The 21571-nt window shown below is 36.1% G+C and carries 25 protein-coding genes and 1 other annotated feature; of the genes, 12 read left to right on the top strand and 13 right to left on the bottom strand.

Annotated elements, in window-relative coordinates:
* The first annotated feature begins 146 nt into the window (after positions 1–146).
* The 5 genes from rpsD (at position 147) to BR72_RS19255 (ending at position 4266) form a co-directional block, all read left to right on the top strand.
* Positions 147–749 carry a 30S ribosomal protein S4 gene (gene rpsD / locus BR72_RS19235; protein WP_035435719.1) on the top strand — a complete coding sequence of 201 codons (603 nt, stop codon included), beginning with the start codon at positions 147–149 and terminating at the stop codon, positions 747–749.
* A gap of 367 nt (positions 750–1116) precedes the next feature.
* Positions 1117–1926 (top strand): hypothetical protein, encoded by an 810-nt coding sequence (locus BR72_RS19240; RefSeq protein WP_035435720.1) that lies wholly within the window; start codon positions 1117–1119, stop codon positions 1924–1926.
* 815 nt (positions 1927–2741) lie between these two features.
* Positions 2742–3215, top strand: coding sequence for a hypothetical protein (locus BR72_RS19245; protein WP_035435722.1), 474 nt, complete (start codon positions 2742–2744; stop codon positions 3213–3215).
* 247 nt (positions 3216–3462) lie between these two features.
* Positions 3463–3726, top strand: coding sequence for a hypothetical protein (locus tag BR72_RS19250; RefSeq protein ID WP_035435724.1), 264 nt, complete (start codon positions 3463–3465; stop codon positions 3724–3726).
* An 18-nt stretch (positions 3727–3744) separates the two neighbouring features.
* Positions 3745–4266 carry a hypothetical protein gene (locus BR72_RS19255; RefSeq protein ID WP_035435726.1) on the top strand — a complete coding sequence of 174 codons (522 nt, stop codon included), beginning with the start codon at positions 3745–3747 and terminating at the stop codon, positions 4264–4266.
* A gap of 163 nt (positions 4267–4429) precedes the next feature.
* On the opposite strand, the gene BR72_RS19260 is transcribed toward BR72_RS19255, so the two are convergent.
* From BR72_RS19260 to acsA, 8 genes are all read right to left on the bottom strand, one after another.
* On the bottom strand, positions 4430–4588 hold the full coding sequence (locus tag BR72_RS19260) for a hypothetical protein (RefSeq protein ID WP_035435728.1): 159 nt from the start codon (positions 4586–4588) through the stop codon (positions 4430–4432).
* Positions 4589–4918: 330 nt separating this feature from the next.
* A complete protein-coding gene (locus BR72_RS19265; RefSeq protein WP_035435730.1) occupies positions 4919–5485 on the bottom strand; it encodes a mechanosensitive ion channel family protein in 567 nt (188 codons plus the stop codon).
* 60 nt (positions 5486–5545) lie between these two features.
* Positions 5546–6802, bottom strand: a complete 1257-nt coding sequence (gene tyrS, locus BR72_RS19270; RefSeq protein ID WP_035435732.1) for a tyrosine--tRNA ligase — start codon at positions 6800–6802, stop codon at positions 5546–5548.
* A gap of 65 nt (positions 6803–6867) precedes the next feature.
* Positions 6868–7094 (bottom strand) — a binding site (T-box leader).
* Positions 7095–7175: 81 nt separating this feature from the next.
* Positions 7176–7418: a hypothetical protein gene (locus BR72_RS19275; RefSeq protein WP_035435734.1), complete on the bottom strand. Its 243-nt coding sequence runs from the start codon at positions 7416–7418 to the stop codon at positions 7176–7178.
* On the bottom strand, positions 7399–7944 hold the full coding sequence (locus BR72_RS19280) for an RNA polymerase sigma factor (RefSeq protein ID WP_035435736.1): 546 nt from the start codon (positions 7942–7944) through the stop codon (positions 7399–7401). The genes BR72_RS19275 and BR72_RS19280 overlap by 20 nt, the downstream gene beginning before the upstream one ends.
* Entirely contained in the window at positions 7925–8380 is a 456-nt protein-coding gene (locus tag BR72_RS19285; protein ID WP_035435738.1) for a hypothetical protein, read from the bottom strand. Before BR72_RS19285 ends, BR72_RS19280 begins: the two co-directional genes overlap by 20 nt.
* Positions 8381–8675: 295 nt before the next feature.
* A complete protein-coding gene (locus tag BR72_RS19290) occupies positions 8676–9275 on the bottom strand; it encodes a LysE family translocator (protein ID WP_035436351.1) in 600 nt (199 codons plus the stop codon).
* A 205-nt stretch (positions 9276–9480) separates the two neighbouring features.
* On the bottom strand, positions 9481–11199 hold the full coding sequence (gene acsA / locus BR72_RS19295; protein ID WP_035435741.1) for an acetate--CoA ligase: 1719 nt from the start codon (positions 11197–11199) through the stop codon (positions 9481–9483).
* Between the two features lie 188 nt (positions 11200–11387).
* On the opposite strand from acsA, the gene BR72_RS19300 reads away from it, so the two are divergent.
* From BR72_RS19300 to mscL, 6 genes are all read left to right on the top strand, one after another.
* A complete protein-coding gene (locus BR72_RS19300; protein ID WP_035435743.1) occupies positions 11388–12020 on the top strand; it encodes a GNAT family N-acetyltransferase in 633 nt (210 codons plus the stop codon).
* Between the two features lie 16 nt (positions 12021–12036).
* Positions 12037–12681, top strand: coding sequence for an acetoin utilization AcuB family protein (locus BR72_RS19305; RefSeq protein ID WP_035435746.1), 645 nt, complete (start codon positions 12037–12039; stop codon positions 12679–12681).
* Positions 12678–13844, top strand: a complete 1167-nt coding sequence (locus tag BR72_RS19310; RefSeq protein ID WP_081904942.1) for an acetoin utilization protein AcuC — start codon at positions 12678–12680, stop codon at positions 13842–13844. Before BR72_RS19305 ends, BR72_RS19310 begins: the two co-directional genes overlap by 4 nt.
* Before the next feature lie 104 nt (positions 13845–13948).
* Positions 13949–14806, top strand: a complete 858-nt coding sequence (locus BR72_RS19315; RefSeq protein WP_035436354.1) for an alpha/beta fold hydrolase — start codon at positions 13949–13951, stop codon at positions 14804–14806.
* Complete coding sequence (locus tag BR72_RS19320) at positions 14806–15687, top strand: alpha/beta fold hydrolase (protein ID WP_035435752.1); 882 nt, start codon at positions 14806–14808, stop codon at positions 15685–15687. The genes BR72_RS19315 and BR72_RS19320 overlap by 1 nt, the downstream gene beginning before the upstream one ends.
* A gap of 156 nt (positions 15688–15843) precedes the next feature.
* On the top strand, positions 15844–16242 hold the full coding sequence (gene mscL / locus BR72_RS19325; protein ID WP_035435756.1) for a large conductance mechanosensitive channel protein MscL: 399 nt from the start codon (positions 15844–15846) through the stop codon (positions 16240–16242).
* A gap of 41 nt (positions 16243–16283) precedes the next feature.
* On the opposite strand, the gene BR72_RS19330 is transcribed toward mscL, so the two are convergent.
* Positions 16284–16556: a DUF3917 domain-containing protein gene (locus BR72_RS19330; protein WP_035435758.1), complete on the bottom strand. Its 273-nt coding sequence runs from the start codon at positions 16554–16556 to the stop codon at positions 16284–16286.
* A gap of 151 nt (positions 16557–16707) precedes the next feature.
* On the opposite strand from BR72_RS19330, the gene BR72_RS19335 reads away from it, so the two are divergent.
* Positions 16708–17298 carry a GNAT family N-acetyltransferase gene (locus tag BR72_RS19335; RefSeq protein WP_035435761.1) on the top strand — a complete coding sequence of 197 codons (591 nt, stop codon included), beginning with the start codon at positions 16708–16710 and terminating at the stop codon, positions 17296–17298.
* A gap of 108 nt (positions 17299–17406) precedes the next feature.
* Here the strand turns inward: BR72_RS19335 and ccpA are convergent, their stop codons facing one another.
* From ccpA to BR72_RS19355, 4 genes are all read right to left on the bottom strand, one after another.
* Positions 17407–18405: a catabolite control protein A gene (ccpA, locus tag BR72_RS19340; RefSeq protein ID WP_035435764.1), complete on the bottom strand. Its 999-nt coding sequence runs from the start codon at positions 18403–18405 to the stop codon at positions 17407–17409.
* Between the two features lie 429 nt (positions 18406–18834).
* Positions 18835–19905, bottom strand: coding sequence for a bifunctional 3-deoxy-7-phosphoheptulonate synthase/chorismate mutase (locus BR72_RS19345; RefSeq protein ID WP_035435766.1), 1071 nt, complete (start codon positions 19903–19905; stop codon positions 18835–18837).
* A gap of 221 nt (positions 19906–20126) precedes the next feature.
* Positions 20127–20453 carry a bacillithiol system redox-active protein YtxJ gene (gene ytxJ, locus BR72_RS19350; RefSeq protein ID WP_035435769.1) on the bottom strand — a complete coding sequence of 109 codons (327 nt, stop codon included), beginning with the start codon at positions 20451–20453 and terminating at the stop codon, positions 20127–20129.
* A 1-nt stretch (position 20454) separates the two neighbouring features.
* On the bottom strand, positions 20455–21000 hold the full coding sequence (locus BR72_RS19355) for a DUF948 domain-containing protein (protein ID WP_035435771.1): 546 nt from the start codon (positions 20998–21000) through the stop codon (positions 20455–20457).
* Positions 21001–21571: the final 571 nt, after the last annotated feature.

A 21571-nucleotide genomic window follows, 5' to 3' on the forward strand; every position in this document is an offset into this window, starting at 1 on the left:
TGTTTGTATTTTGTTCCTCACGATGAGGTGTATCGTGTAACTCCCTGCTGCTGGAGCGAGGATACATGAAAATGAAATACGCATAAATGTCAATTACGTCTGTTTTTATTTTACAAAAATAAAAACATTTAAAGGAGGAGTCATTCATGGCTCGTTATACAGGTCCATCTTGGAAACTTTCTCGTCGTCTTGGAATCTCTCTAAGCGGCACAGGTAAAGAATTAGAAAAACGCCCTTACGCACCAGGTCCACACGGTCCTAACCAACGTAAGAAACTTTCTGAATACGGTTTACAATTACAAGAAAAACAAAAACTTCGTCACATGTACGGCATGACTGAGCGTCAATTCCGTCGCACATTTGACCAAGCTGGTAAAATGATGGGTAAACACGGTGAAAACTTCATGATCCTTCTTGAAGCTCGCCTTGACAACCTAGTTTACCGCATGGGCTTAGCTCGCACTCGTCGCGCTGCTCGTCAATTAGTAAACCACGGTCACATCATGGTAGATGGCGCTCGCGTAGATATCCCATCTTACCGCGTTAAACCAGGTCAAGCAATCAGCCTTCGCGAAAAATCTCAGAACTTAGCTGTTGTTAAAGAAGCAGTTGAAGTTAACAACTTCGTACCTGAGTACTTAACTTTCGATGCTGACAAATTAGAAGCTACTTTCACTCGCTTACCAGAGCGCGCTGAGTTAGCTGCTGAAATCAACGAAGCGTTAATCGTAGAGTTCTACTCTCGTTAATCTCGATGCTCTGCAAAGAGTAGTATTAAAAGCCTTAGAAACCTTGTTAATTCAAGGATTCTGGGCTTTTTTTATTTTATTTAATAATGCAATATAAGGCATAAAAAAGCATGTAATTGGGGCCAATTGGGGGCCACAATACAAATAAACAAGGCTGGCGTGTGTATAGAAATAGGTAAGTGTAAATACAATAATAATTGTCCACAGCGGACAACCATACCTACATCAAATTGATGTTAACACAACAATTGTTGTGATTTAAATAAGTAGAAACCTCTCATAATAGATAGAGAGCCCCTTGTTTCTTTATGTGAGTGCAACCTATTGTTTTAAAAAATGGTAAAATGTAGTTTTAGGAGGGGGAAGAATGAGGAAACTAAAAATAACTGTTTTTATCTTATTACTGAGCATACCACTATTCCTATTAAATGGTTGCTCTACAGACACAAAACTATTTGAAAAACCAATAGAAGATTATTTGTCCGAAAACTACGGGATAAAGAATGGGGAATTTAAAATTCTTTCTGCTGATAGTGCGTTTGGAGTTTCTGATCATAACACTTACGTGGAAATAAAAAAACCATACCACACTGTTGCTTATTTAATTGTAAACAGTGACTCCCATTATGAAGTAGTTAAAAATGAAAGCGATGATGTTTTTCTAGAAATATTCAAAGGGGCTTATGTTGAACAGCATCCTGATGTTTTGAAACAATCCGATAAGATGATAAAAAAGTATAACTTATTAAGTGAATCTCCTACCGAATATGGCAAAGGGAAACAAAATTTCTATTACTATTTACATATAAATATAGATGAACAACAAGAAAAGGAATTAATTGAAAATTTCAAACGTGATCAAAAAATAAACACTGACAACATAATGAAAACGTTAAAAGATAGTACACCTAGAGATCATGCTAATTATATAGGAGTCATCAATTTTAGTTACTATTACAATACCTACAAAAATAGTGAAACTGTTCCCAATGCTCAAAATATTATGGATGATTTCGAAAAGAGCCACGTGTTAACAGAGGGTATTTATAACATAGCAGTTAAGACCATCTATTCCAGCACTAATGAAATATCAGAAGAAATGGATGATCGTCGTAATAATAATGTCATGTTTACCGTGGATAAACAAGGGAAATTCGAAATATTAAAACAACTATAGATTCTTGATAAAATACGCCAATTGTTGTGTTTTAAATAAGGGGCGACTTCCCACCAGGAAGATAGCCCTTTTTTTCTTATTACTGTTCTTGTTCTATTACTAATAACCCGGTGGTTCAAACCCACTTAGCCAAAAACGGGGACAGCTCAACTTTGAGCATACCCCCACTGAAAAAGGTAAGTACAACTTTGGATAGTCCTCCCTGCTTAATTAATTGTATAAGCATATATAGTTAAATCTTGTTTATATCCTTCAAAATCATCAATGCGAGTTATGCCGTACTCTTTACCTCTAAAAAGTATTTTCATTCTATGATGAAGGTCATTTCTCCATCGTTTTTACCGCTTTCTTTTTAGCCCCGGTCTCCTCTTTTTCAGCAGCCAATACATGAGGAATTGACGTTTTCATGAAAAACTCAACCATTTCCAACTTTGTTTCCTCATTTGGCGGGTTGTCTAATATATTTTACCCCTTCATTAAAAATGTGGATAAGTTCGCTTTGAGGTATATTAATACCTTTTAAAACGCTTAAAAATTTACTTTAATAAACTTACAGATCATCAACAATTAGTTCTTCTTAAATAAAAAACTGGAGAAGTATTTCTTCAATAATGAGTTTATGTACGATTAACACTTGTTTTTTACAGTTCTCTCCTTAAATTGGTATTATTCACTTGTTAAGGAGGGGAATTACTAGAAAGAAAATACATTTTAGAGGTTCCAGCATCTAATAAAAATTTTGGAGAAATGGATGAATATATAAAACTAGCAAAAGAAAAATATGATATTGAGATTAGATTTAGGGAGGAATAATTATGAGCTTAAAATTAAAACCTGAAATAGAAACCGCACTAAAAAAAATTGACTTTGTTAATAGATACACAGAGCTTTCTTCTTTTTCAAGAGAAAATTATGATGCCGAAGAAATCATTCCTAATCCCAATATTGAAGAAATTCAACAAATACTTGAAAAGCTAGGTTATAAATCAGTTTATGATAAGAAAGAAAAGTTTTTAAAAGTTGGAGAAATAGGTGATAAAAAAGAAATTTTATTTTATTTTAATATTGGTATTAAAGTAAACGTTCTGGATTTTACTTGGGTAGTCTATCATAATGATGAACTAAGATTAGGTAGCCCATGGAGTCTATATTCAAGACTTTTAATTTCTCCAGATACTAGAATTAAGCCAGTACTATTTAGCGATTATGACAGCTTAGAAAAAAATTTTAAAATTGCTTTAGATATGTATGAAGATTTTAAACGAGAATTAATTCCTATCTATTCATGATTTTAGAAATTAACAAGACAATTTTACCTTAAATGTAAAAAAGAAAATCCGACTCACAAGAGCCGGATTTCTTCATTTATCTAAACCATTTTATACTGTTTTATTTGCTCTAATGCTAGAACCTCTTTTCAATTCTAATACACCATTAAAGCTATCATTTCTCGATTTAGCGAGTGTATCTTCTTCTACACCTTCCAATGTAATAAATAAACATATACTGAACAAAAAGCTTACTAATTAGGAAGTGATGGTAGATAAAGCTGAAGAATTAGCCAAACGCGATGATATAACTAAGGTTTATTTAAATAAAGGACTATCAAATGAAATACCAGGAATTAAACCTAATAGAAGACCCGATATAATGGTAGTCAGAAAGGACGGAAAAATTGATCAATATGAGGTTCCAAGTAAAACAGATAACGTGGAGGATTTGCTAGAGAGGATGAAAGATAATCAAAGACTCTTAAAAGATAGAGCTGGAGATATATTTATATTACCACCAAAAAAATAGTAAAGGATAGGATAACTAATGAATGAACGACTAACAACATCTATTGTGTTATATGGAGAGATTGATTCTTCAGATTCTAAAAAATGGTTGGATTTCTATAATTATATTGTTGATTTTACTACCTCATATAATTTAACACCAAATTATATGGGGGCATCTGCAGTGTCTATTAAAAGTAGCAAGATTTCACCTATAAAAAGAATTGAAAAAAAATTATATACATCTATTGAAAATAATGAGGAAATTACATCTGTATCCTTATACAACCTTCCAGATGAATTTGAAATTGCTGCTTTTGACTATAACGCATACATATGTAGAACTAACAGATTAACACCTCCGCATATATTAGTTACTTTTTTAAACGAAGTATTCGATGAAGTTGATCATACAAAATTGATGGAGGACATGAAGGATTTTATAAACTTTAAACACGGTGAAATATTCAAACTATCTAAGTTAGAAAGTCCACATATATATGCATCTAGAGCAAATAATCCATCTACATTTAAAACTCTAGAGGTAATTTGCAAATTTTAAACACTAATAAAGCGATATAAAAATAAATGAAAAATACCGCACATAATGAGGACACTGAAAAAGTCCTTTAAAAACAAAAAGAAGATAGTTTCCTATTATAGTAGGAATTATCTTCTTTTTCAGAAGTCCAAAAACTGAATATTCTATTTTTATCCAAATTATGTTAATGTTTAATCAACTTTATATTCATCGCTTTATTCTCTTCTTGTTTCTCCACATAAACATGTTGTTCACTATAATTTTTTTGTAAGTGACTTTTTTCGTTTTCTGCTAGTTGTCCTGCATTTAACAGTGAAAAAATAATTAATGCTTCTAGTGACATATAGATAACTCCCTCTTTTCTATCACTTATGATGTTTACAGCATACATGCTTGTTATGAACTTGAAGTGAACATACGGAAAATTTTCAAACAAAAGACTTCGATATTATTACACCGAAGTCCTTTGTTTATTTCTATATAGCCATTTTAATTTTTCAACATATAAATCGCAACTGCGGAAAATACACCATGACCGCTACTTGCTTGCTCCTTTTGTTTTAAACCTTGCATGTGGTAGGACAAGGCCCTGACCGTTTCTATGCGCAGCCAGATGCTCTTGTCCTCCCTAAAAAAAGGGCGTTTTTATGTCGTTTTCTTAATATATATATTCTTACGCTATTTCTTTACGTTTTTCACCTAAAGAGTAGTTCGCAACTTTTATAATTGAACTGTTTGCAATGAAATAAATCTCCCCATCTTCTGCAACAAGCTGCGTTGTACGAAGCCCTACTTCTTCAATGACACCGTCAATATCATTAATTTTCACTTTATCGCCAACTGAAAATTGATCTTCAAAAATAATAAAGAATCCTGTTACAATATCTTTTACTAAGTTTTGTGCCCCAAAACCAATTGCTAAACCGGCAACACTCACCCCAGCAAGAAGCGCTTTAATATCGATTCCTACTGTTTCTAAAATCGTCATAACAACCATGAAGTATACTACATAATGAACTATATTTTGACAAAGCTTCGTTAATGTTGCTTCACGTCTTTCATTCGTACGTACAGGCGCTTTGCTGCTCATCTTAAATATTTGTTCAATTCCTACAGAAGCGACGCGAATAATCACTTTTGCCACTATTAAAATAAGAACAATTTTAAGAATAATTCCCCCAAATTTTATTAACTTCTCTGGATTTAATACATACTCTCCTAAAATTTTTTGAATATCCATAACATTAACTCCTCTCCCTTAAAATACAAAAAGCGTAAGGATTCTTACGCTTTTGGCATTTTAGTAACGAATTAAGAAATATTTTTTCTTACCGCGACGAATGATTGTAAATTTACCTTCAATGCGGTCTTTTTCTGTTACCATGTAGTCTAACTCTTGTGTACGTTCACCATTTACATAAACCGCACCATTTGTAATATCTTCGCGTGCTTGACGTTTTGATGGTGAAATTTTACTTTCCACAAGTACATCCACTAACAATGCATCTTCTACACTACGCTCTACAGATGGTACATCTTTAAAGCCTTGCTCGATTTCTGCTGCTGTTAATTCTGCAACAGAGCCGCTAAATAATGCTGCTGAGATTTTAATTGCTTGCTCTAATGCTGGAGCGCCGTGAACAAGTTTTGTCATTTCATAAGCTAATGCTTTTTGTGCTTCACGCTTTTCAGGTGCTTCTGCAACTTGTTTTTCTAACTCAAGAATCTCTTCATGAGATAAGAATGTGAAGTATTTTAAGTATTTCACAACATCGCGATCGTCTGTGTTAATCCAGAATTGGTAGAACTCGTACGGCGTTGTTTTTTCTGGGTCTAACCAAACCGCACCGCCTTCTGTTTTACCAAACTTCGTACCGTCAGATTTTGTTACAAGCGGTACAGTTAAACCGAACGCTTTCGCATCTTCTTCTGATTTACGAATTAATTCTAAACCAGCTGTAATGTTGCCCCATTGATCACTACCACCAATTTGTAATCTGCAACCGTGCGTTTGGTATAAGTTTAAGAAATCGTATGATTGTAAAATCATGTAGCTAAACTCAGTAAATGAAATACCTGTTTCTAAACGAGATGCAACTGTATCTTTCGCTAACATGTAGTTTAAACCAAAGTTTTTACCGATATCGCGTAAGAATGTAATTAAATCTAAAGAACCAATCCAATCGTAGTTGTTTGCGATTGTTGCTGGGTTTCCTTCTTTATTGAAGTCTAGGAAGCTAGAAAGCTGCTCTTTAATACGCTCACTGAAAAAGGCAACTGTTTCTTTTTCATTTAATGTACGTTCTGCCTTCTTACCACTTGGGTCACCAATTAAACCTGTAGCTCCGCCAACAAGTGCGATTGGCTGATGCCCAGCTTGTTGAAAACGACGTAATATTAAAATTGGCAGCATATGACCAATATGTAAACTGTCAGCTGTCGGGTCAAAACCACAGTATAATTTCACACTTTCTTTCTCTAATAGTTCTTTCAAACCTTCTGCATCTGTCTGTTGATTAATCAGACCACGAAATTCAAGATCTTGTAAAATGTTCACCCTATTCACTCCTTTAAAAATCGTTTGTGCGCGGAATTTAAAAACATAAAAAAATCGCCCCTTCAATAAGGGACGATTTTAATCATCGCGTTACCACCCTAGTTACAGGTAAAAAACCTGCCACTTCATTCACATAACGGCTCATCACCGTCTTTCCCCTTTCAGACAAAATCCAATCGAAGAAAGATGCTCTAGGGTCGTAATTCGCGATCATTTATGTGCTGATTTCCACCGGCCATCAGCTCTCTAAAACAGGGAAATGATCACTACTGTTCCCTTTCCACGCCCGATTATTTATATACTTTTCTTTATAACATCATTTGTATATACCTGTCAAATACAGCCCAAAATTTCTCGTTTTCTCTTATGCTTACTAGCTGGCAATGAGTATGGTCAATAAAGAAAGAAGCGGAACACCTGCTAATAGAGAGATATGAAATGCAACTGATAAATCATTACCAATTGTCGCTTCAACAGGATCTTTAGCCGGAGACGCAAGAAAGCGTAAAAATCGATCTCCCCTATTCACTTTTTGTGGAAAATCAGGAACTTCCACATAATCACTATCTAAATGCTGTTTCAATCTATATTCTTTATCAAAGGGATTTTCGTTCAATTTCATCCACCTCCAGCAATTGCTTCAATTTTTTTATTCCATGATGCAATCTTGATTTAACAGTCCCTATCGGAATACCTAATACATCAGCAATTTCCTTATGAGGCATATCATGATAATACGAAAGAATAAGGACAGCTCGCTGCTCTTCTGGAACTTTCAAAATAGCCTCTCGAATCGTAAAGCGGTCCTCTTTTGAAATCTCCTTCTCTTCAATCGGAATCAAAAAAGGAAGAAGCGATCGCCACTTTTTTCGACGGTTAAGCTTATTTATCATTAACCGATATGCAATTTGAAACAAATATGTTTTCAATTTCCCCTTATTAACATCATACATTTTCTTCTTTCGTTCTAATGTAAGAAACGTATCTTGAACGAGATCCTGACTCAGCTGTTCATCACGATTAAAGCGATATAAAAATGTATATAACGCCGGTTTGATTAAAACATACAATCGTTCCCCTGCTTGTTTATCTCCCTTTTGATAAGCAAGCATCAATTCCTCCTCATTCCCAATCTGCGTCATGTTTTTTGATCTCCTTTATCCCCTTTAAAATTAGAGATATCCGGCTGATTAAATATAAACTTGCAACAATCGTCCACATTTGAGATTGGCTAGCAAAAAATTGCACATATGAATTTTTTACTGTTAGTCCGCTTGAAACTAAGAAAAATAATACTTGTACGCATATACAAGCATATGCTGCAATACAGACGGATATTGTATCAAATACATTCCAGCGAAAATATACTTTTGTTTTTGTAAAGTCGATTTTATTCCCAGCTTTTCTCACAATATATTTCTTATCAAAAGGGATAAGGATCGAAAACATAATAATCATCATGCTTGCTGCTGTAATCATCGAAACTTTAAACCCTATCGCAATTGGCATAAGCGTGCCTGCAGCAAATACAACTATAACGCCAATCAAAGCCAATGAGAGATTCCATTTATTTAACATATAAAACGCCCCCTAATTTATTCTTCATAAACTTATACAAATACTGGAGGCAAATGGTTCAAAATTTATTTTATTTTTGTAACTACTCAGCCATATAATTCACTTTTCAGCATATAGATTGCTACCATGGAGAAACAAATGGCCATACCCCTTGCTACCTTTCCTTGTTTTAAACATTGCACGTGGCAGAAATAGGTCCTGACCGCTCCTATGCACAGCCAGTACCTCTCGCCCATTTTAAAAAATGCTTTTCTGCCTTTTTTTCATAGAATGACTGAGTAGTTACTAAAAGAGACTATGGTCGTTTTTCCAGCGCTAATTTAATTCCAAATGCCAAAAGTACAAAACCACTTATCCCTTGAATAGCCCGCTCTGTAGACGGCTTTTTCATCCATGTACGAATTGCATTAATTAAATAAATATAGAGTATAAACCATAGAAAGGTTAAAACTGTATATGTCATTCCCATAATAAAAAGTTGAAAAAACGTATTTCCATTATGCTGTATAAATTGCGGTAAAAACGTTAGAAAGAAAATAGCTACTTTTGGATTTAACAAATTGGTAAGAAAACCTTGCCTGAAGCAAGAAGCACCTTGATACTTATTTTCAACTGTAATATCCTCTGTTTGTTTTCCTTTCTTCCGTAAAGACCATAATGAGACACATCCTAAATAAATAAGATAAATAGCACCAATATACTTAAAAATAGAAAATAAAAATGCCGATTTAACAAGAATTGCCGAAATCCCAAGGACAGCTGCTAACGTATGAATACTTAAACCGCATAGAATACCAAAAACAGTTTTCATTCCACCTTGTTTCTCATGCAGTATTGTATTTTGAGTTACTAAACCTGTATCAGGTCCTGGCAAAATAATAAGAAAAATTGACATGGCAACAAAAAGATAATATTGCGTCACTAATACCCCTCCAAAAGATGAAATCTTTTCTTTATATTATTATATTAACATTCTTGCATGATCTGCTGCATTTTACATATTACATATAAGTTATATGTAACACTGAACCATTTAAACACAACTTCACTATACGCTAAACAAGAAAGGTCTGAACGAAGAATGTTCAGACCTTTCTTGTTTAATCTTCCATCGTAGACAAGTCACCTGTTGGTAAGTTTAACTCCCATGCCTTTAATACACGGCGCATAATTTTACCGCTTCTCGTTTTCGGTAATTTATCTCGGAATTCAATTTGTCTCGGCGCTGCATGAGCAGCTAGTCCTTTTTTCACAAATTGACGAATATCTTCTTTTAATTCTTCAGATGGTTCATAACCTGCGCGCAGTGCGATGAACGCTTTAATAATTTCTCCGCGTACAGGGTCTGGAATTCCAATAACACCAGCTTCTGCAACAGCTGTATGTTCAATTAATTTACTTTCTACTTCAAACGGACCAACACGTTCACCAGACGTCATTATAACATCGTCAATACGCCCTTGGAACCAAAAGTATCCATCTTCATCCATATATGCAGAGTCACCTGACACATACCAGTCTCCTGGCATAAAATAAGACTCATATTTTTGCGTGTTATTCCAAACCGCACGCATCATTGCCGGCCAGCCTTTTCCGATTGCTAAGTTCCCCATCGTGTATGGCGGTACTTCATTCCCTTCATTATCAACGATCGCTGCCTTCACACCTGGAATTGGTTTTCCCATTGATCCCGGACGAATTTCCATACAAGGATAGTTACAAATAACTTGTCCACCTGTTTCCGTCATCCACCACGTATCATGAATGCGAAGATGGAACACTTTCATCGCCCAGCGAATTACTTCTGGGTTTAATGGTTCCCCAACACTCAAAATATGACGAAGATCTGATAAATCATATTTCTTCAGCGTATCTTCACCAGCACCCATTAACATGCGAAATGCTGTTGGAGCACTATACCATACGGTGACACCGTAATCTTGAAGCGTTTCATACCAAGCGTCAGGGCTAAAGCGCCCTCCTAACACGACGTTAGAAGCTCCGACTAACCAAGGTGCAAAAATACCATATGCTGTTCCAGTTACCCAGCCTGGATCTGCTGTGCACCAATATACATCATCTTCTTTTAAATCCAGCACCCATTTCGCTGTTTGATAATGCTGCACCATTGCATTTTGAACATGCAGCACCCCTTTTGGTTTCCCTGTTGAACCAGATGTATAATGTAAAATGAGGCCATCTTCTCTTCCAAGCCATTCAATTTTTAGCTTACTAGAAGCTTGTTCAAAAAGCGGATTAAATGCGACAATTTTACCGCCATCTTCTACACCTTCTCCAACAACAAATACCGTTTTTAATGCCGGTAAATCATTAAATGGTATACGTTCTAACAATTCCGGTGTTGTCACAAGCACCTTTGCTTCACTATCCACTAAGCGGTCACATACAGCCGCTTCCATGAAAGCTTCAAATAATGGACCAACGATTGCTCCAAGCTTTATTGCACCTAGTAAAGTAAAATACAATTCCGGTGAACGAGGCATAAAAATAAAGACGCGGTCGCCTTTTTCGACATCCCCATAATTTTTCAAGACATTTCCTGCTTTATTCGACAGTTCTTTCATTTCTTTAAACGTATATTTCTCTTTTCTCGCACCATCTTGATAATATAATGCTACTTTATTTTTTCGGTGGGATTTGGCATGTCGATCAATAGTCTCATAAGCCATATTTACTCGCCCAGTTTCATGCCAAGAAAAATTTTGATTAACTTCTTCCCAATTAAAATTTTGATATGCTTCATCGTAATTTAATAAATTATTTTCCCCTTGAATAACTGGAAGTGTTTCTACTTTCATTCTTTACATCCCCCTTCTATCTATGTACATATAAGTCTATTATAAATATATTTTTTATAATTTTCAGTATTTTTTAAGATTTTCAGACAAATTTTTACTGACAAATTTCGATTCACATCGCATACTGAGTACAGTAGTATAAAAATAGATAGTAGATTCACAAAGCTTTGAAGGTGGTGAGCCTAAAATTGATTCATAGTAAAGTGTACAATGCAAGAAATTTAAAAACACCAAAAGGAACTTTAATTATTGAAGGCCCTGTCAAAACGCATAATTTAGAAACGTATGAGTTTCATCCTGATTTAATTGCCTTTCGACCTGCGGCTCAGCAATATAAAGCAATTGTCGAGATTTCTAAATTACCGGAAGCTCGGATTATTATTGCTCGTCATGAACATACAATTGTTGGCTATGTAACGTACTTATATCCAGACCCTCTTGAACGATGGTCTGAAGGAAAAATGAACAATTTAATTGAGCTTGGCGCCATTGAAGTTGTTCCTGATTTTCGCGGCTGCGCTGTTGGAAAGAACTTATTAGAAGTTTCTATGATGGATGACCATATGGAAGACTACATTATTTTAACAACTGAATATTATTGGCACTGGGATTTAAAACAAACTGGACTCAATGTCTGGGAATATCGAAAAGTAATGGAGAAGATGATGAATGCTGGTGGACTGGAATGGATGGCAACAGATGACCCTGAAATTTGCTCGCACCCCGCAAACTGCTTAATGGTTCGCATCGGAAAACGAGTTGATACATCATCCATTCAACAATTTGACCGCTTACGCTTCAAAAATCGTTTCATGTACTAAAAAGGGGGATTACATCATGATCGTTGAAGAAATCATGAATCCAAATGTAACAACGCTGCGCCCAACCGACACGATTGAAACAGCTTTAAGAACATTAGCAGCACATAGTATTCGGCACATTCCAGTTGTAAATGAACAATATGAAGTTGTCGGCATTATTTCCGACCGTGACGTTCGCGATGCAAGCCCGTCCATTCTTGATGAACACGTTTCAAAAGATTCTCTTAAAGAGCCGATTGAACGTATTATGAAGTATCCCGTTATGACATGTCATCCACTTGATTTCGTTGAAGAAATTGGCACATTATTTTTTGAAAATAAAATTGGCTGCCTTCCTGTTACAAAGGGCGGTAGACTTGTCGGCATTATTTCGGAATCAACAGTATTGTATACACTTGTCAAACTAACAGGGGCTCATCAGCCAAGTTCACAAGTTGAAATTCAAGTAAAAAATGAACCTGGTATTCTCGGAAAAGTTGTTGCTGTTTTCAGTGAACTAAAAATTAACATTGTGAGCGTTCTCGTCTATCCAGCAAAAGAAGAGAGCGACAAAGTTCTCGTTTTCCGCATTCAAACAATGAATCCTCTTAAAGCAATTGAAGAACTAGAACAAAAAGGCTACCATGTTTTATGGCCAAATATTGCGGGGATGGGAACATGAAAAATGTATTCATTTACTCAGAGGATTATCAGGGCTATTCCTTTAGTCCTGATCATCCTTTTAATCAGCTTCGCGTAAAGCTAACGTTTGATTTACTGCAAAAAGGCGGATTCATCCATCCTTCACAGATTATTCCTCCGCGAATGGCAACAGATGAAGAAATTGCTCTCATTCATACAGAAGAGTACATAAATGCGGTAAAACGTGCTGGAGAAGGAACAATAGAACGATCACTTGCAATGTCATATGGTCTTGGAACAGAAGATACACCGATATTTCCAAACATGCATGAAGCGAGCGCCCTTCTTGTTGGCGGCACCTTAACTGCGGTCGATACCATTCTTGAAGGAAAAGCGGAGCATGCTCTCAATCTCGGCGGCGGATTACATCACGGCTTTCGCGGGAAAGCCTCTGGATTTTGTATTTATAATGACAGCTCGATTGCTATTAAGTATATACAAAAAAAATACGGTCTTCGTGTTTTGTACATCGATACAGATGCTCATCACGGTGATGGTGTGCAATGGTCCTTTTACGATGACCCTAACGTCTGCACAATTTCATTGCATGAAACAGGCCGTTACTTATTTCCTGGCACAGGGGCTGTCAATGAGCGTGGGCAAGGGAGTGGATATAGCTATTCTTTTAACGTTCCTCTCGATGCTTTTACAGAAGACGATTCATTTCTTCATGCATATCGTACCGTTATCAGGGAGGTCGCTGACTATTTCAAACCTGATATTATTTTAACGCAAAACGGAGCTGATGCTCATTATTACGATCCTCTTACACATCTTTGTTCAACGATACAAATTTACCGAGAAATTCCGAAACTCGCTCATGAAATTGCTCACGAATACTGCAATGGCCGCTGGATTGCAGTCGGCGGTGGTGGTTATGATATATGGCGCGTCGTTCCGAGAGCTTGGGCGCTCATTTGGCTTGAAATGAACAACATCCAAAACATCTCAGGTTATCTTCCCCCAGAATGGATTGAAGCTTGGAAAGGACAAGCACCTACTGATCTCCCCCTTACATGGGAAGATCCTAACAACATGTATAACCCTATCCCTCGAAAACAAGAAATTGAAGAGAAAAATGAATTAACTGTAGCAAAATGCCTTGAGATAATTCGGAATAATATGAAAAAAGTTTTGTATTAAAAAAGCCTTTCTTTTTTAGGGGACAAGAGCACCTGGCCGCGCATAGGAGTGGTCAGGGCCTTTTTCTGCCACGTGCCATGTTTAAAACAAAGGGAGATATGCTTATGTGGAAACAACAATTTATCCATACAGATCGCGGAATCTTTGAACTATTTACAAAGGGACACGGAGATCCGCTTTGTATTACACACCTTTACTCACAATTCAATGAGACGGGCGACTATTTTGCTGACAGCTTTACATCCTTACATAAAGTTATATTAATTAATTTAAAGGATGCAGGAAATTCAATAACTGCTTCTCAAGAAGATGAATTAAGTATGAAAGAAACAATTCAAGATTTAGAAGCTATTCGAGAAGCGCTGCACATTTCATCGTGGCATTTTGCAGGGCATTCTACTGGCGGCATGGTTGGACTTATGTATGCGATAAACTATCCACAATCATTGTTATCGTTACTAGTAGTCGGCGCTGCTGCTAGTGACTATTCAAAAACGAAAGACTGCATTTATCATCCAGAGCATCCGCAATTTTCCTACATGCAACAGCTCATTGAAGATTTAAAGTTGCCGCATCTTACGAAAGAAGAAAGAACTACTTTATCAACTGAGCGTACAAAGCTATCTTTACATCGTCCAAGCCAGTATGAAACATACTTCTCAAAACCAATTTATAAAACGATGGCCGCAAGCCGTATGAACTATTTTGCAAAGGAATTTCGCAGCTTTGATTTACGAGAACAACTTGCTAGCATAGCAACAAAAACGTTAATCATTTGCGGAAAGCATGATGTACAGTGCCCGGTTGCATATTCAGTACAAATACAGGAAGGAATAGCAAATTCCTCCTTCATTCCTTTTGAAGACAGCAATCATTATCCATTTTTAGAAGAAGAAGCGAAATTTTCATCTATAATTACAGCATTTTATCATTCATTAACGGAAGGCAGTGAACATCTATAATGCTTCAAAATGGAACTATTTCCATAACAATGAATGGCATACCTCATTGGTGTAAAATTGCTGGTGCAGAACATCAGACAATCCCGATTGTCGTCGTTCACGGCGGGCCAGGAGGAAATCATTATACATTTGAACGAACAATTGGTCTAAAGCTAGAGGAATTTGCAACCGTCATGTATTATGAACAACGCGGGTGCGGGCGTTCTGATGCTCCTAAAAATGAAGAAGATTACTCGATCGCGATTTTAGTCGATGATCTAGAAAAACTAAGAGAGGCATTACAGATTCCGAAATTCCATCTACTTGGTTATTCTTTCGGCGGACAACTCAGCCTCGAATATGCGTTAGCTTATCCAAATCGAGTCGAAACTTTACTTCTACAAGCTCCTTCTTCCGGTGACTATAAACATTCGTATCATATTCAGCTTGCTGGATTTGAAAAAGTTGCTCATCAAGATATGAAACAACAAATTCAACATATTTTGCGACTCCCGATATCTTTAAAGGAAAAATACGATATGGTATGGAGTATTGTTGATACAAAAGCGGTCGATCGTTTACTTTTTCATGATGAACAATATGCAAAACATAATCGTTCACTTTGGAAAGAAAGCGGGCTAACGAATCCAGGTGTTATGGCGAAAGCTTTATTTCAATCTCCGCCTTCTATTCCCTTGAAAGAGCGTACATACGAAATTACTGTTCCTTCTCTTTTCCTCATTGGAAAGCACGATCGAAATACAGGAACGGAAATGGCAAAAGAGCTTGCAAAAAATATGCCGAATGTTTCCTTTGCATTCTTTGAACATAGCGCTCATTTCCCAGATATTGAAGAAACAAAAATGTATGCGATGACAATTAAAGAGTTTCTTGGCCTGTGAAAAATTACAAATTTATAACAAAAAAGGAAAACACGTTCAGTTTTCTGAATTTATTTTCATTCTCTTCTACCCTTTATTTCTATCAAAACTTTGTATAGAATATGTTGATAGGAATTATAAATTTCATAGTGAATCGTGGAAAGGGTGGAATTATACATGTGGAATGAGTTTAAAAAGTTCGCTTTAAAAGGAAACGTTATGGACTTAGCTGTCGGGGTTGTAATTGGCGGCGCGTTTGGTAAAATTGTTTCTTCATTAGTAAGTGATGTTATCATGCCACTACTGGGATTACTACTTGGTGGAATAAACTTCACAGGACTTTCCTTTACTTATGGAAAGGCTGTTGTAAAATACGGTGCATTCATTCAAACGATCGTTGACTTCTTCATCATCGCATTCTCTATCTTCTTATTTATTAAACTATTTAATAAGCTAACATTTAAAAAAGAAGAAGAAAAGAAAGAAGAAGTACCAGCACCAACAAAAGAAGAAGTACTTCTTACAGAAATTCGCGATTTATTGAAACAACAAAACACATCAAAAGATAATGCATAAATAGATAAAGAGAGCAGGTTTTGTAAGCCTACTCTCTTTTTTTATAATGTTTCTGAGTTTGTATGAATAAACAAAATAATTCCTGCTACAAGTAAAATAATGACAGCGCTTACAAGGAATGTGGTAGAAAAAAATATAAATTTCTCATGTACTTGTTCTCCAGCGCTCTCTAAAAAAATGGAAGTAACGTATGTGATTAGGGCTATTCCTGCCAAAGCACTACCAGGAATAAATCGTCTCATACCACTCTGTTTTAATGTCATATAAGCAAATAGAGCCGTAACGCAAAGTGTAATTCCCCAAAGAATGATCATTTCATCTCCCCCCTCACATAGCCTTTAGTATCATTATACTAGAAATAGTGATAAAGCGAAATTTCCATTAGAGAAACAGTTTAATTTCAAAAGGAATTTTCATAAAAAAAACAGAAATGTGTAAAGAAAAAGTAATGGGAGCTGAAACAATTTGAACGACTTATTCACAATCGACTGCGGAGAAATATTGCTGCGAGAATATAGGATTGACGATGCTGATGCTATATACGAACTTACCTCACAACCTGAAGTTTATGAGTTTTTACCAGATTTCAAGACAACAAGGGAACAGCGTTTAGATTGGGTAACAAATTATGAAATTCCATCAAATAAGGCGTTTTTAGCAGCGGTACCTAATATCGATAAGCAAACTTATTTGAGGTTAGCTATCATATTAAAAGAAACTGGTGAGTTTATCGGATTTTGTATGACTGGAATAAAAGAAGAGTTACCTGCTCCTAACCGCGAGATTGCCTATGCTATTTCAAAACATTATAGGAATAGAGGATATACGACAAAAGCAGTAAAAGGGTTGATCAATTATTTGTTTGAAAAAACGAATATCGAGCTTCTGAATGCCGTTGCTCTAACACAAAACGTAAGTTCAAATAGAGTGATTCAAAAAAGCGGATTTACAGTTGTAGAAGAAATTGAAATCAAAAATCAAAAGTATAATCACTATACTCTTCATAAGAGTGAATGGCAAAGCAATGCAGAAGCACAAACGTTATCTGCAATTTAATTTTTATTATGGAGCTAATGAAATTAGCTCCATAACAAAAAAGATGCTCAGAATGTAAAAATTCTGAGCATCTTTTTAAGCAGTTAGTGTATTTGCACAAGTTTCTTGTTACTTCGTTGACTTTCTAAACTGAATGCGGTGCGGTAAAATAACTGTATGATCTTCTACCGTTTCTTTGTTCATGTATTTTGTTAATAGACGCATTGCAACCGCTCCGATGTCATACATTGGTTGTACAACTGTTGAAAGCTGAGGGCGTACCATAAGAGCAAGGCGCGTATTGTCAAAGCCAAGTACTTCTAAATCATTTGGTACGTTTAAACCTTTATCTTGCATTGCGTGAATTACACCTAGTGCCATTTCATCAGAAGATACGAATACCGCTGTTGGTTTTTCAGCAAGTTCCCATAGTTTGTCTAATGCTTCCATACCAGAATCGTACGTGTAATCGCCATCCACAACAAGCTCTTCGTCGTATGCGATGCCTGCTTCTTCTAATGCTCGTTTGTAACCTTGTAATTTTTTTGCACTGCCTGATTTATCAACGTAAGGACCAGATACGAAAGCAATTCTAGTATGACCTTTCTCTAAGAAATGTTTCATTGCATCGTATGCTGCTTGTGTGTAATCAATATTTACAGATGGTGTAATATTTTGCTCATCAAACGATGCTGCAAGTACGATTGGAACAGGAGATTTTTTAAATTCTTCTACGTGAGCATCGGTAATATCTTCTCCCATAAATACGATACCATCTACTTGTTTCCCAAGCATTGTATTTAATAAATGGAACTCTTTCTCTTTATTTTGATCAGAGTTACTTAAAATAATATTATATTTGTACATTGTTGCAATATCTTCAATACCGCGTGCAAGTTCTGCATAAAACGTGTTCGAGATATCTGGAATAATAACCCCAACTGTTGTTGTTTTCTTACTTGCTAATCCACGTGCTACTGCATTTGGACGGTAACCAAGACGCTCAATCGCCTCTAATACTTTCTTTCTTGTTGTTGGTTTTACATTTGGATTGCCGTTCACAACACGTGATACTGTTGCCATTGAGACATTTGCTTCGCGCGCTACATCATATATTGTTACGTTCATCTTTTCACACACTCCTTTATAAAATTCATCTATATAATATGTATCAGTTGACTTGATTAAAAAAAGACATCCATTCTACTTAAAGAGGCCACTTCTGAGCCCTTTCACTAATGATACGATACAAATAAGGATTGAGACAATATTTTCCCGAAAAAGTTTCGAAAAAATTCGTTCCTTTTCTTATATTTTCATATTTTTTATATAAAAATACCCATTTTTCCGAAAAAAATCTATGTAGCACACAGCTACATAGATTTTTGAAGCCATTATCCCGCTCTATCCCGCATTAACGGGCAGTAATACCCCCACCTCAAAATTCAGCAAAAACAAAGAAGTTAGGTGGGAGATAAACTGCCCGTAAAAGCCCGATTGGTGAGGGCTGATAATCAGTGGGGGATGAAAAAAAAACCCACTGATTAAAGTTTCACTTTATCTCATACGAAATGCTTTTAATTCATTCATAAATGCATTGAATTCTGGAATGTCCATTTGCTGCGCTGAATCAGAAAGTGCTACAGCTGGATCTGGATGCACTTCTGCCATAATTGCATCTGCACCGATTGCCATTGCCGCCTTTGCAGTTGGCAATAATAAATCACGGCGCCCTGTTGAATGTGTTACATCCACAACAACTGGCAAGTGCGTTTCTTTCTTCAAAATTGGTACAGCAGAAATATCTAACGTATTTCGCGTTGCTTTCTCATACGTACGAATACCGCGCTCACATAAAATAATATCGCCATTTCCTTGTGCAATAATATATTCTGCTGCATACATAAACTCTTCAATTGTTGCCGATAATCCACGTTTTAATAATACCGGCTTATTCACAGAACCAGCTGCTTTTAACAGTTCGAAGTTCTGCATATTGCGGGCACCAATTTGAATAACATCTACATAATCTAGCGCCATTTCAATATCATTTGGATTTAAAATCTCACTAATGATCGCTAAATCATACTCATCTGCTATTCGGCGTAAAATTTTCAATCCTTCAACGCCAAGACCTTGGAAATCATATGGTGATGTACGCGGTTTAAATGCTCCGCCGCGCATTAGTTTTAAGCCTTGCGCTTTCATTACTTCAGCGACTTGACGAACTTGCTCATAACTTTCAACTGCACAAGGTCCCATAATAAAATGCGCATTGCCGTCACCAATTTTTTCGCCTTTAATGTCAACAATCGTATCTTCTGACTTTTTCTTACGTGATACAAGAAGTGCCTTACGATGATCATCTTCTTGCAATTCTAGCCCTGTTTTAAAAATTTGTTTAAATAAATGTTGAAGCGTTGACGTTTCAAATGGTCCATCATTATTCTCCGCAATTAAATCGAGCATTTTGCGTTCACGTATTGGATCAAAACGTTTCACACCTTGTACTTCTTTTAGCTTGCCAACTTCTTGTACAAGACGACCGCGCTCATTTAATAACTTTAAAATTTGTAAATTCATTTCATCAATTTGAGAACGTAACCGATCTAACTCCTGTGATGCCATAAAAGCCACCTCTTTCAAGTGTTATATGTATACTAACAAATATAAATATCATTTATAAGATAATTTATTATATATGATACATATACAGATGTCACTTCATACACATCGCATGAGACTGCGTATGGAATCGTTATTTTTTCTTCATTTAATTAAAAAATATATAGCCTGCTAACATTATTTTCAGAAAATTAAAAAAAGCAAGCGTATTTGCTTGCTTTTCCTTAGTTAATATTTTCTTTTAATGATTGCTTTGTAATGTTCCAATGCGATGCATGCCATAGTACTTTACCATCTTTGATATATAATACTTGCGGCGACTCATGTTGAATTCCAAAGTGCTCAGCAATCTTATTGGAAACAGGACGTGCCTCTTGTACATATAAATAATATGCTGGTACAGCTTGCTCTTCACCAAGGTATTCTTGAAACGCTGTGAAACCACCGTGGCTAATCGGACATGTCGTGCTATGTTTAAACAAGATATATGGCTCTTTATTTGCGATGATCTCTTCAAATTGTTCCATTGTTTCAATCTTTGTCATGCTCATATTATTCACCTCTCATTCGAATCGGAAGCCGCGGTAATTTCTTTTCTTTTTTCGGCTTCTTCTCTGTTCTTTCAAATTTCTCTACTTCATCTTCTTTCTTTTTCGTCCGGAAGCGATTGTACACATCAATGACCGCATTACTCCATTGCACTACTTGCGCTACTTTATCAGCATTGTTTTCTACTTGATGAGCAACAGAATCAGAAACGCCGCGTAATCTTGTGTTTAGTGAATGAATCGTTGTTCCGATTCCCTCTACACCTTCCATCACTTTATTTAACGACTCTGATTTCTTTTGGATATCATCTGCTAATACATTTGTTTTATGAAGAAGCTGCTCCGTTTCCACTGTAATGCCCTGCATTTGTTTTTCCAGACCTTCCATCGTACTTGCAACATTTTCTAACGTCTTTTGAACAGATAGTAATGTTCGACATACATATACAACTAATACGGCAAACGCAATTGCGATAATAGCTACACTGACGTATAAAAGAATTTGCATACGAATCACTCCTTTATCTTTATGCTTTTTTCTATTATACAATCATTTTCCGTTTCATTCTAATTGTTCCATATTTGGCTATGAATTTTACCTTTTATTTAAATCAAATGAAACTTCCTCCCCACTGATGAAAAGCCCGCCCAATTAAGTGTATACCAGTAGTTATCCCCCGCATATCTTCTTTGTTTTCTATGTACCTTGAAATGAGAATGCGAGATGAATCCATTTTAATTTTTGAACCTATAAAGTGAAACTTTAATCAGTGGGGGTTTTCTTCATCCCCCACTGATTATTAGTTGAACCAATCGGGCTTTTACGGGCAGTTTATCTCCCACCTAACTTCCTAAGAAAAGCGGAAGCGGCTCGCTCAGAATCGCAGGACGTTGGAGCACCCGACCCTCGTAGGGGGCGAAACGACCGGAGATTCTAGCCGCTGGAGCTGGACAATGCTTTCGCCGAATTTTGAGGTGGGAGTATTACTGCCCACGAATAGCGGGATAAGTCACTGCCATGTAAAACAAAGAGTGGCCTTCACTCGTTTTTTCTTTATATGTGGTCATGAAAGGGACTACATATAAAGAAAAAATTTTATGCGAATGTTTCAATTTGTTTT

The sequence above is a fragment of the Bacillus sp. UNC322MFChir4.1 genome, from assembly GCF_000746135.1.
Classification (GTDB): Bacteria; Bacillota; Bacilli; order Bacillales; family Bacillaceae_G; genus Bacillus_A.

Bases quoted from the DNA above. Each gene is read 5' to 3' on its own strand.
- BR72_RS19315 (WP_035436354.1), top strand. From the start codon at position 13,949: ATGTGGAAACAACAATTTATCCATACAGATCGCGGAATCTTTGAACTA.
- BR72_RS19320 (WP_035435752.1), top strand. From the start codon at position 14,806: ATGCTTCAAAATGGAACTATTTCCATAACAATGAATGGCATACCTCAT.
- ccpA (WP_035435764.1), bottom strand. From the start codon at position 18,405: ATGAACGTAACAATATATGATGTAGCGCGCGAAGCAAATGTCTCAATG.
- BR72_RS19250 (WP_035435724.1), top strand. From the start codon at position 3,463: ATGGTAGATAAAGCTGAAGAATTAGCCAAACGCGATGATATAACTAAG.
- acsA (WP_035435741.1), bottom strand. From the start codon at position 11,199: ATGAAAGTAGAAACACTTCCAGTTATTCAAGGGGAAAATAATTTATTA.
- BR72_RS19305 (WP_035435746.1), top strand. From the start codon at position 12,037: ATGATCGTTGAAGAAATCATGAATCCAAATGTAACAACGCTGCGCCCA.
- BR72_RS19255 (WP_035435726.1), top strand. From the start codon at position 3,745: ATGAATGAACGACTAACAACATCTATTGTGTTATATGGAGAGATTGAT.
- ytxJ (WP_035435769.1), bottom strand. From the start codon at position 20,453: ATGAGCATGACAAAGATTGAAACAATGGAACAATTTGAAGAGATCATC.
- BR72_RS19265 (WP_035435730.1), bottom strand. From the start codon at position 5,485: ATGGATATTCAAAAAATTTTAGGAGAGTATGTATTAAATCCAGAGAAG.
- BR72_RS19330 (WP_035435758.1), bottom strand. From the start codon at position 16,556: ATGATCATTCTTTGGGGAATTACACTTTGCGTTACGGCTCTATTTGCT.
- BR72_RS19310 (WP_081904942.1), top strand. From the start codon at position 12,678: ATGAAAAATGTATTCATTTACTCAGAGGATTATCAGGGCTATTCCTTT.
- BR72_RS19260 (WP_035435728.1), bottom strand. From the start codon at position 4,588: ATGTCACTAGAAGCATTAATTATTTTTTCACTGTTAAATGCAGGACAA.
- mscL (WP_035435756.1), top strand. From the start codon at position 15,844: ATGTGGAATGAGTTTAAAAAGTTCGCTTTAAAAGGAAACGTTATGGAC.
- BR72_RS19245 (WP_035435722.1), top strand. From the start codon at position 2,742: ATGAGCTTAAAATTAAAACCTGAAATAGAAACCGCACTAAAAAAAATT.
- BR72_RS19240 (WP_035435720.1), top strand. From the start codon at position 1,117: ATGAGGAAACTAAAAATAACTGTTTTTATCTTATTACTGAGCATACCA.
- BR72_RS19290 (WP_035436351.1), bottom strand. From the start codon at position 9,275: ATGTCAATTTTTCTTATTATTTTGCCAGGACCTGATACAGGTTTAGTA.
- BR72_RS19345 (WP_035435766.1), bottom strand. From the start codon at position 19,905: ATGGCATCACAGGAGTTAGATCGGTTACGTTCTCAAATTGATGAAATG.
- BR72_RS19280 (WP_035435736.1), bottom strand. From the start codon at position 7,944: ATGACGCAGATTGGGAATGAGGAGGAATTGATGCTTGCTTATCAAAAG.
- rpsD (WP_035435719.1), top strand. From the start codon at position 147: ATGGCTCGTTATACAGGTCCATCTTGGAAACTTTCTCGTCGTCTTGGA.
- BR72_RS19285 (WP_035435738.1), bottom strand. From the start codon at position 8,380: ATGTTAAATAAATGGAATCTCTCATTGGCTTTGATTGGCGTTATAGTT.